Source organism: Amycolatopsis sp. ATCC 39116, from assembly GCF_000231075.2.
Classification (GTDB): Bacteria; Actinomycetota; Actinomycetes; order Mycobacteriales; family Pseudonocardiaceae; genus Amycolatopsis_E; species Amycolatopsis_E tucumanensis.
On sequence record NZ_AFWY03000055.1, the window covers coordinates 41,644 to 52,105 of the forward strand.

The 10,462-nt window shown below is 71.6% G+C and carries 8 protein-coding genes; 2 read left to right on the plus strand and 6 right to left on the minus strand.

Annotated elements, in window-relative coordinates:
- Positions 1–49 precede the first annotated feature (49 nt).
- The 6 genes from AMY39116_RS0335070 to AMY39116_RS0335095 all read right to left on the minus strand — a co-directional run bounded on the left by AMY39116_RS0335070 (position 50) and on the right by AMY39116_RS0335095 (position 7,897).
- Complete coding sequence (locus AMY39116_RS0335070; protein ID WP_020422264.1) at positions 50–913, minus strand: LLM class F420-dependent oxidoreductase; 864 nt, start codon at positions 911–913, stop codon at positions 50–52.
- A gap of 79 nt (positions 914–992) precedes the next feature.
- Positions 993–2,819 (minus strand): phosphoenolpyruvate carboxykinase (GTP), encoded by a 1,827-nt coding sequence (locus AMY39116_RS0335075; protein ID WP_027936490.1) that lies wholly within the window; start codon positions 2,817–2,819, stop codon positions 993–995.
- Positions 2,820–3,206: 387 nt separating this feature from the next.
- The gene (locus AMY39116_RS0335080) at positions 3,207–3,899 is read right to left on the minus strand and encodes a DUF6802 family protein (protein WP_020422266.1); all 693 of its coding nucleotides are present in this window, start codon (positions 3,897–3,899) and stop codon (positions 3,207–3,209) included.
- 85 nt (positions 3,900–3,984) lie between these two features.
- Positions 3,985–5,820: a dynamin family protein gene (locus tag AMY39116_RS0335085; RefSeq protein WP_020422267.1), complete on the minus strand. Its 1,836-nt coding sequence runs from the start codon at positions 5,818–5,820 to the stop codon at positions 3,985–3,987.
- A 9-nt stretch (positions 5,821–5,829) separates the two neighbouring features.
- The gene (gene grpE, locus AMY39116_RS0335090) at positions 5,830–6,306 is read right to left on the minus strand and encodes a nucleotide exchange factor GrpE (protein WP_020422268.1); all 477 of its coding nucleotides are present in this window, start codon (positions 6,304–6,306) and stop codon (positions 5,830–5,832) included.
- Between the two features lie 7 nt (positions 6,307–6,313).
- A complete protein-coding gene (locus AMY39116_RS0335095) occupies positions 6,314–7,897 on the minus strand; it encodes a dynamin family protein (protein WP_157358798.1) in 1,584 nt (527 codons plus the stop codon).
- 116 nt (positions 7,898–8,013) lie between these two features.
- Between AMY39116_RS0335095 and AMY39116_RS0335100 the strand changes: the two genes are divergently transcribed.
- Entirely contained in the window at positions 8,014–9,156 is a 1,143-nt protein-coding gene (locus tag AMY39116_RS0335100; protein WP_020422270.1) for a sensor histidine kinase, read from the plus strand.
- Positions 9,153–9,806 carry a response regulator transcription factor gene (locus AMY39116_RS0335105; protein WP_020422271.1) on the plus strand — a complete coding sequence of 218 codons (654 nt, stop codon included), beginning with the start codon at positions 9,153–9,155 and terminating at the stop codon, positions 9,804–9,806. Before AMY39116_RS0335100 ends, AMY39116_RS0335105 begins: the two co-directional genes overlap by 4 nt.
- The last annotated feature ends 656 nt before the right edge of the window (positions 9,807–10,462 follow it).

The window sequence follows — 10,462 nt, forward strand, 5'->3', positions numbered from 1 at the left end:
GCGGTTGGGGGGACCGCGACACTGAACGTGGACAGCACGGAACTCGCGGCTACTTCAGCTGCTCCAGCACCGGGGCGAACGCGTCCAGGCTGCGTTCCAGCACCGACACGTAGGTGATCCCGAACTGCTCCCGCATGCGCTCGATCTGCGCGACGATCTCCGGCACCGAACCGACCAGCAGCGTCGGCAGCTCACCGATCGCGTCGACGCTCATCTCCGGCGCGAACCGCTGGAGGTCGGCCAGTGCGGCGCGGCGGTCGTCGGTCACCACGACCAGCTGCACCAGGACGTTGATCTCCGCCGTGCGGTCGCCCAGCCGTGACCGCACGAACGACACCCGCTCGGCGAACGCGTCCGCGCCGGCCAGGCCGACCAGTCCGCCGCCCTTCGCCGTCGGCGCGCCGGTCAGCGCGATCGTGTCCGCGTACTCCGCGGCCAGCGCCAGCATCCGGTCGCCCCAGCCGCCCAGCATCAGCGGCGGCCCGCCGTCCTGCGCCGGGCGCGGCTGGTGCTCGGGGTCGCCGAACAGCTTGCGCAGCTCCACGACCGTCCGCTCGACGTGGTCGACCCGGCGCCCCGGCCACGGCAGCCCGGCCGCCTCGAACTCCTCGCGCACGTACCCCGCGCCGAGACCCAGCTCCAGCCGCCCGCCGCTGTACTGGTCGGTCGTCGCGACGTCCCGCGCCAGCACGGCGGGGTGGTAGAAGGGCGCGTTGAGCACGAACGTGCCCAGCCGCACCGTCGACGTGGCCTCCGCGGCGAGCACCAGCGCCGGAAACGGCGCCGGCATCCCCAGGTGATCGGCCACGGTCACGACGTCGAAGCCCAGCTCCTCCGCCCGCCGCACCTTGTCCACGAACTCCGCCCGCGATCCGGGCTCCATCATGTTCACACCGAAGCGCATCCCCAGCATGTTCCGACCATAGAGCCGAAAACGACGAAACGGCCACCCCCGGCCGGAACCGGGGATGGCCGTTCGCGCGGCGGAAAACTCAGCCGAGGCGCTGCTTCAGGGCCGCCAGCTCGTCGTGCAGGCTGGAGGGCACCCGGTCGCCGATCTTGGCGAACCACTCCTCGATCAGCGGGATCTCCTGGCGCCACTCCTCCGGCTTGACCGCGAGCGACTCCTGGACGTCCTCGATCGGCTCGGCGATGCCGTCCAGGTCGAGGTCCTCGGCGCGCGGCACCAGGCCGACCGGGGTCTCGACCGCGCCGGCCTTGCCCTCGAGGCGCTCGACGATCCACTTGAGCACGCGCGAGTTCTCGCCGAAGCCCGGCCACAGGAACCGCTTGTCGTCACCGCGGCGGAACCAGTTGACGTAGAAGATCTTCGGCAGCTTGGCGGCGTCGGCGTTCTTGCCGGTGTCCAGCCAGTGCTGGAAGTACGCGCCGGCGTGGTAGCCGAGGAACGGCAGCATCGCCATCGGGTCGCGGCGCACCTCGCCGACCTTGCCCGCCGCGGCCGCGGTCTTCTCCGACGACATGGTGGCGCCCATGAACACGCCGTGCTGCCAGTCGCGGGCCTCGGTCACCAGCGGGACGGTGGTGGCGCGGCGGCCGCCGAACAGGATCGCCGAGATCGGCACGCCCTTCGGGTCGTCCCACTCCGGCGCGAGCGTCGGGACCTGCGCGATCGGGGTGCAGAAGCGCGAGTTCGGGTGCGCGGCCGGCTCGTCCGACTCGGGGGTCCAGTCGCGGCCCTTCCAGTCGGTGAGGTGCGCCGGCGCCTCCTTGGTCATGCCCTCCCACCACACGTCGCCGTCGTCGGTCAGCGCGACGTTGGTGAAGACGGTGTTGCCGGCCTCGATGGTCTTCATCGCCACCGGGTTGGTCTTCACACCGGTGCCCGGCGCGACGCCGAACAGGCCGAACTCGGGGTTGATCGCGTACAGGCGGCCGTCCTCGCCGAACCGCATCCACGCGATGTCGTCGCCGATGGTCTCGGCGCGCCAGCCCGGGATGGTCGGCTGCAGCATCGCGAGGTTGGTCTTGCCGCACGCGCTCGGGAACGCGGCCGCCACGTAGTAGGCCTTGTTCTCCGGCGAGATCAGCTTGAGGATCAGCATGTGCTCGGCGAGCCAGCCTTCGTCACGGGCCATGACGGAGGCGATGCGCAGCGAGTAGCACTTCTTGCCCAGCAGCGAGTTGCCGCCGTAGCCCGAGCCGTAGCTCCAGATCGTCCGGCTCTCCGGGAAGTGCGAGATGTACTTGGTGTCGTTGCACGGCCAGGCGACGTCCTTCTCGCCCGGCTCCAGCGGCTTGCCGACCGAGTGCAGAGCGGGCACGAACTCGCGCTCGGTGCCGTCGTCGGTGACGAACTTCTCCAGCGCCTTGGTGCCCATGCGGGTCATCACCCGCATTGACGCCACGACGTAGGCGAAGTCGGTGACCTCGATGCCCAGCTTCGGGTTCTCGTCGCCGAGCGGGCCCATGCAGAACGGGATGACGTACATCGTCCGGCCACGCATGCAGCCCCGGTAGAGCTCGGTCATGGTGGCGCGCATCTCGTCCGGGTGCATCCAGTTGTTGGTCGGCCCGGCGTCCTCTTCGTTCTCGGAGCAGATGAAGGTCCGCTCCTCGACCCGCGCGACGTCGCTCGGGTCCGAGGCGGCCCAGAAGGAGTTCGGCTTCGCCTTCAACGGGACGAACGTGCCGGCCTCGACCAGCTCGTTGTTGATGCGCTCGGCCTCCTCGTCGGAGCCGTCGCACCACACCACTCGGTCAGGGGTGGTCAGCTCGGCGACCTCCCGTACCCACGCAAGCACACCGCTGTGCGACGTCGGCGCCTTGTCCAGTCCCGGGATGGCTACTGCAGTCATTCCTTCTCCTGACTTCGACGGCAGGAACGCCCGCCCGGAACGTGGTCCGGGGAAGCGCTCCGTCGCCGGCGACCGAATGGCTTCGCACACCGGCTGCCCTACCGGTGTGCTGGAAATACTGGGATTCCCCGAGGGTAGCCGGATGGACGGCCGGTAACCGAGGCCTGACCTGTCGGTTCTCTCACAAGAACGATCAGGGAATCGATTCAGATATCGCTGAACCGGCGTAGCGGAGAAAGTTCTTCGGCTTGCGCGTGATCTCGCCGATATCCGGGGGTGGGTGATTTGCCCGGAAACGCGATCAGGCCCCGCCGTCCGCGAGGGACGATCGGGGCCTGATGTCGCCGTGGTTACCGGTCAGTTCAGGGAAGTTCGGTTCCGCGGCCGTCAGTTCTGGGAGATCCACTGCCCGGTGCCGGAGTCGATCTTCGCGACCCCTTCCACTGCCTGTGCGCCGCTGCCGCCCCACAGCTGGTCGCTGTCCGGCGGCACCTCGGCGGTGAAACCGTTCGTCGTCTCGGTCCACTCGCCGGGGCCGGTGTGCTGGTACGTGGTCGTCTCACCCTCGGGCGCGATGATCGTCTGGACGTCGGCCTGGCCGTCGCCGTCGACGTCGGTGAAGACACGCGTGTTGCCCTGGTCGTCGGTGACGACCGCGCTGTCGGCGGTGCCGTCGTTGTCGCTGTCCACAGTGGCCGGGCCGACCTCGACGGTGCCGTCGGACATGTCCGCCGTGATCTCGCCGGCGCGGCCGGTCTCGGTGGCGTCCGGCTCGCCCGCCTCGGAGTCGTGGTCGGCGACCCAGTCGCCGGTGGTCTCGTCGTAGCGGGCCAGGTCGACGACGTTGCCCTCGGTGTCGGTGTGCACGTACTGGTCGGCGCGCCCGTCGTCGTCGGTGTCGACGTACGCGGTGATCGTGCCGTCGGCGTTGTCGAGGCGGACCGTCTCGTTGACCCCGTCGTGGTTGAGGTCCATGTTCTCTTCGGCCGTGTAGGTCTGCCCGTCGACCGTGATCTCCAGGTCACCGTCGGAGGTCGTGGCGTCGGTGGGCTCAACCCCGCCGGTCTCATCGATCCACACGCCGAACTCCCCAATCTCACACCAATGAAGTCACACGCTTTGACTCACGTTAGGCCGGTTCGGTTCCCCGGCACAACCGACCCTCTCAGGCCTGCTCACGCAGGGTGCGGATGCGCCCGAGCAGGGTCTCGGCCCGATCACGGCCGTCACCGGTCTCCTTCAGCTTCCGGCTCACCGCGGCCAGCTTCTTCGCCCGCTCCTGCGCGCCCATTTTGATCGACTTGTCGACCTGCTTGAGCTCGGCCTCGATGGCGTCGATCCGGCGGGACAGCGCCTCGTCGAGCGCCAGCGACAGCTGCTGCTCGGCCTCGATGAGCTGCTCGGCGACCAGCTGGTCGAGAATCGAGCGCGCCTCCGCGATCGACTCGACCAGCCACTGCTTGAGGTGCTGCTTGTCCGCCGCGTGCCGCCGGGTGCGGGCCATCCACCAGCCCGCGCCCAGGCCGACGACGATCGTCGCGGGCAACACGACCGGGTTGAGCAGGGCGACCCCGGCCAGCGGCAGCGCGGCGATCTTGCCCGCCCCGACCCCGCCGGAGATCCCCATGAAGATGAGCAGCTTGTCCTCGGGTGTGGACGGCTTGCGGTCCGGCGGCCGCAGCACCACCTGCGGCCCGCCCGCGCGCAGGAACTGCGAGCGGATCACGTCCAGCTCCTCCGGCGCGAACAGCTCGGCCAGCGCGATCTCGGTGACCCGGTTCAGCCGCTGCGCCATCGTCGCCGACACGCGCTGGGAGATCATCTGCAGCGCCGCGTCCACCTGCTGCGGCAGCTGGGTCAGCTGGTCGCGCTTGGCGTTGTCGATCTGGGCGCGGAAGTAGGACTGGGCGTCCCGGACCTGGCGGCTGGTTTCGTGGCCGAGGTCGACCCTGGCCCGCTGGATCTCGCCGCGCAGCTTGAGCTGCCAGCCGCGGGTGGACGTCTTGCGCTCGGCCGCCAGCTCGTCGCGCCGCTCACGCAACCGCTCCGCCTCGGCCTCGCCGGAGGACAGGGCCCGCTGCTCGGCCAGCAGCCCGGCGTGCACCTCGCCGAGCGCGCTGGACAGCGCTCGCAGCGTGTTGGCCTCGCCGAGCATCGCCGAGCGGCCGACGACGAGTTCCTGCAGCGCGGCCTGCAGTTCGATCACCCCGGACCGCTCCCGCAGCATCACCGCGGCCTGCTCGTTCGGCGCCTTCGCGGCCATCTCGAACATCCGCGCCGACACCGGGTGGAACACCGCGTCTGCGAAGCGCGGCGCGTGCTCGGCCAGCAGCCGACGGTCGGCCTCCAGCACCTCGCGCCAGCCGCGGAAGGCGTCCGTTTTGGACAGTGCGAACACCACGGTCTCCACCCGATCGCCGACGCGGCGCAGGAACTCCAGCTCACCGGCGGTGAACGGGGCCGACGCGTCGACGACGAACAGCAGCGCGGTCGCGTTCGCCGCGGCTTCGGCGGCCAGCTCGCCGTGCATCGAATCGAGCCCGCCGACCCCGGGGGTGTCCACCAGCGACACACGCTCCAGGATCGGGACGGGGCCGGTGACCTCGACGTACCGCGGCGGCAGCTGGCCGTCGGGCAGCTCGTGCGCGGCCGAGACCCAGCGAACGAGTTCAGGCAGCGGCACGGCGACCGGCGCGAGCTGACCGGGGTAGCAGGCCTGCGCGCCCCACTCCGGGGCGTGGTCGAAGACGAGGTAGCCGGCGGTGGCGACGTCGGCGTCCACCGGGGACAGACCGGGGGTCGCCAGCAGCGCGTTGACCAGGGAACTCTTGCCGCGGTTGGTCTCGCCGACCACCACCACCTGCGGCTTCTTCGGCCGCGACCGGCGGACCTCCTCGACCCACGCCGCCGCCTTCGGGTCGTTCTCCCGCAGCAGGGTCAGCAGTGCTTCGCGGGCCTGCTTGACCTGGTTGGGCAGGGACGAGAGCGGCGGAGCGGTCACGACCGGACCTTAGCGCTTCGTGTAGACCGTCACGACGGGCGCGCGCAGCAGGCGGCCGCCGTCGGTGAACCCGACGACCTCGGTCTCGGCGACCACGCCGTCCAGCGCCGGGTCGTCGGTCTTGATCGCGCCGCCCGCCTCGTGCACGGACGGGTCGAACCGCTGCCCGTCCGGCCGCACCGCCTCGACCCCGACGCGGGCCAGCCCTTGTTCGAGGCGCTCGACCACGCCCCCGCTGCGCGCCCGGTCCAGGGCGTAGAGGCAGAGCTGGATCAGCTCCTGCCGGTCGGCCCGCGCCTGCTCCAGCGCTTCCGGGCCGGCGGCGGCCAGATCGGATACACGGTTCACATCGGTGTTGGACGGGGGTTGCGCCGCTGTGGTTCCCTCGACTTCGTCGATGATCTTCGCCAGTTGCGCGCCGGGGATCTGCCCGGTCGGGGAGTCGTCCGCGGACCGGCGCCGGAACCAGGAAGCCACGCTCACCACCCCTCGTTCATCTCAGCTGCTGCCAGATGAGGAAGTACGCCCGGTGCACGACGTGTGCGACCCGGCTCTGCGCGGGCGTCGCGCCGAAGGACGCGAACGACCGCCACCAGCCGGCGCGCTCCAGCGCGTGCGCGGCGAGCTCCGGCCGGGACGCGCCGGGCAGGCCCAGCTGCTCGTCGATGTCGGCGTTGCTGCCCACCCGCAGGACCTCTTCGGCCAGGTCCTCGGGCATGTCGACCGCGCCGGCCACGACCAGCGTGAGCGCCTCCAGCAGCCGCAGCTGGTGCGCCTCGGGCTTGGCGAGCAGCACCTCGATGGCGTCGTGCACGCGCTGCCGCTCGGCCGGGTCACCGGAGGCGTGCGCCAGCGCGGTGACCGACGCGAGCGCGGCGGCGGCCTTGATCCCGTCCGCGCGGGCGGCGAAGACCGTGTTCAGCCGGGCGCGGACGGCGTCCAGACCGGAGGCGCTGAGCAGCAGCCTGCGCAGGGCGCCCGCGGTGATCGTCGAGTCGGCGCGGATCGCGTCGATGGCGCGGCGAATGCCGTAGAGGTCGAGCTTCTCCAGCAGCCGCAGGCGGGTGCCTGCCGGGACGTCGCAGTCCCAGCTGGTGAAGATGTCGGCCGCCATCAGCATGGTCTCCAGCGTCGCGTCGTCCAGAGCGGCCAGCTGGCGCAGCGCGTCGGCGTCGGCGGAGGTGAAGTTGCCCGACTCGGCCGACTCGGCGATCAGCCCGATCACCGGTAGCACGTCGGCGACCCGCGGCTTGAGCAGCAGCCCCTGCTTCTCGGCGAGGATCGACGCGGCCCGCCACACGTCGCCGCCGGAGCCCTCGACGGACTCCGGCGGGATGGTGTCGGCCTTGTTCAGCACGGCGATCGCGTTGACCGGGCCGGCCTCGCGGCTCGCGGTCGCGGCGGTGAACGCGGCGAGCGCCTGCTGGTCGTCCGCGCGCACGCCCTGGGTCACGACGTAGAGGACGGCCTCCGCGCCGGCGACCGCGTTGCGCGAGGTCTCGTCCAGCTCGTCGCCGCCTTCTTCGGCCTGGGCCGCGCCCAGCAACTGCTCGGTGCGCGACACCGACGCGGCGTCCAGCGAGCCGAGGCCGGGGGTGTCGATGACGGTCATCTCCTGCAGGACCGCGCTGGTCAGGTACGCCTCGATGTGCGAGACCTTGCTGATGTCCACGCCCAGCTCGGCCGGGATCGACCCGTCCGGCGCGAACGGCAGCACCTGCTTGTGACCCCCGGCGAAGACCACTTCGATGCGGTCGACCGTGCCGTACTGGAAGCGGGTCACCAGGCGGGTGCACTCGCCCACGTCGGTCGGCGCTACCCGCCGCCCGATCAGCGCGTTGACCAGCGTCGACTTGCCGGACTTGATGCGCCCGGCGACCGCGACCTGCAGCGGCGCGCCGAGGCGGCGCAGCACCTCGGCGAACCCGGCGGCGGTGCGGGCGGAAACCTGCGGCTGCAGGCGGCGGCAGAGGTTGGCTACCGACACGGACAGCGGACCGGCCAGGCGGCCCTGATCCGTCGTCGCCGTCACGTCGCCCCCTCCCGGTGCCTGCGTTGTGCCCCCGAATCCTGCCATGAAGCTCGGCCCGAAGTCCCACGTGCGGTGATACCTCGGGATGACGCGGAGTGGACCGCCGCCGACCTAGAGTGAACGGTGTGCGGCGACTGAGCTTGTGGATGCGGACGCACCCGATGGTCGGGGACGTCCTGCTCGCCGTGTTGCTGCTGCTCATGGACCTGCTGTTCCTGGTCGCGCGGGCCGAGCCCAGCGAGGGTCAGCGGTGGTACGTGGCGATCCCGCTGGACCTCGCGATGGTGGGGCCGGTGGCGTTCCGCCGGAAGTACCCGGTGGTCACGGCCTACGTGATCCTGCTGATGACAGTGCCGCACAGCGCGCTGGAGCTGGGGGTCGGCAGCGCGACGGCGAGCTGCGTGGCGCTGTACACGGTGGTCGTCTACGTCGGGCGGCGGCAGGCCGCGCTGTACCTGCTCGCGCAGGCCGCGGTCAGCGTGGTGCAGATGTGGGCGGGCTGGTCGCCGCAGGGCTGGGCGCCGCTGCTGTTCATCGGGCTGACCTTCGCGTTGTGCTGGGTGCTCGGCGAGTTCGTCGGCGCGCGCCGGGCCTACCACGCGGAGATGGAGGCGCGGCTGCACCTGCTGGAGACCGAACGCGACCAGGCCGGGCGGATCGCGGTGGCCGAGGAGCGCGGGCGGATCGCGCGGGAGCTGCACGACGTGGTCGCCCACGCCGTGAGCGTGATCGTGGTGCAGGCCGACGGGGCGTCCTACGCGCTGCGGTCCAACCCGGAGCTGGCCGAGCGGGCGGTGCGCACGATCTCCGAGACGGGCAGGCAGGCGCTGACCGAGCTGCGGCGGCTGCTGCAGGTGCTGCGCAACGAAGAGGTGGCCGGGGAGCCGCGCATCCCGCAGCCGACCGCGGAGTCGCTGGCCGACCTGGCGGAGCGGGTGCGGACCGCGGGGGTGCCGGTGGAGTTGTCGATCGACGGGTCGCTCGCCGAACTGCCTGCCGGGGTGTCGCTCGGCGTGTACCGGATCGTGCAGGAGTCGCTGACCAACACGCTCAAGCACGCCGGACAGGGGGCCCGGGCGGAGGTGCGGGTACGGCGGACCGAGAACCTGGTGGACGTGGAGATCGTGGACGACGGGGCCGGGAAGGCGCGGGAGCTGGTGCCCGGGCCGGACCTGCCGGGAGGCAACGGGGTGATCGGGATGCGCGAACGGGCGCACCTGTTCGGCGGGATTTTGCAGGTGGGACCGCGGCCGGGGGGTGGCTGGCGGGTGCACGCGAGCTTCCCGGTGAGGCTCGACCCGTGATCCGCGTGGTGGTGGTCGACGACCAGGAGCTGATGCGGGTCGGGTTCCGCATGGTGCTGGGCGCGCAGGACGACATCGACCTGGTCGGCGAGGCGGGCAACGGCGCGGACGCGGTGTCACTGGCCGGTTCGCTGCGGCCGGACGTCGTGTTGATGGACGTGCGGATGCCGGTGATGGACGGGGTGGAGGCGACGAAGCGGATCGTCGAGGCCGGCACGTCGCGGGTGCTGGTGATGACGACGTTCGACCTGGACGAGTACGTGTACGCGGCGCTGCAGAACGGGGCCAGCGGGTTCCTGCTGAAGGACACGCCGCCGGACCACCTGGTGTCGGCGCTGCGGTCGGTGGCGTCCGGGGACGCCGTGGTGTCGCCGTCGGTGACGCGGCGGCTGCTGGACCGTTTCATGAGCGGCGGCGGCCCCCTGCGCGACGAGGCCGAGCTGAACGTGCTGACCGAGCGGGAGCGGGAGGTGCTGGTGCTCATCGCGAAGGGCCTGTCCAATGTGGAGATAGCGGAAAAGCTGTTCCTCTCCGAGGCGACGGTGAAGACGCACGTGGGACGGATCCTGGCGAAGCTCGGACTGCGGGACCGCGTGCAGGCGGTGGTGCTGGCCTACGAGACGGGGTTGATCCGGCCCGGGTTGGCCTGAGTGAGGAGGCCCGGCGGGGAGCCTGGCTCGGGGCGACCGATCGCTTGCCGTTGGACGCCGGGTGGCGCCGCCGGCGCCCGGGACAGCGCGGCGGAGCCGGCTCCGGCTCGCGACCCCGGCGTCCCGGCGGCCGCACTGAGGCCGGCGGCCACGCGCGACATGGCCATCGGGTTCCGGCGTGGGCGGCGCGTGGGTCGCCGCCGTGGACAGCCGTCGGCGGCACGGCCTGACGCGTCACAGGAGCAGCGCTCGCAGGCGATGCGTCTCCGAACCAGCGACGGTGCGCGCCAGGTAGCGCTCGTCCAGAGGGCGGACCGCAGCTCACGCGCCGCCCTACGGGGCAGTGCGTCCAGCACCGCCGCCACCCCTTCCGACGCGCGACCGCGCCACTCGACTGGCAGCCCGCCGAGCGGGTGTCCTCGACGGTTCCGGCCTGTGGCGTCACAGGAGCAACGTTCGCACGCGATACGACTGCGGGTCGGCCACCGCGCGCCAGGTAACGCTCGTCGAGCGGGCGGAAGACGGACCGCAGCTCACGCGCCGCCCTACGGGGCAGTGCGGCCAGCACGGTCGCCACCCCTTCCGACGGGCGACCGCCCCGCTCGACTGGCAACCCCGCCGAGGCGGCAGCCCCGCCGAGCGGCAGTCCTCGGCGG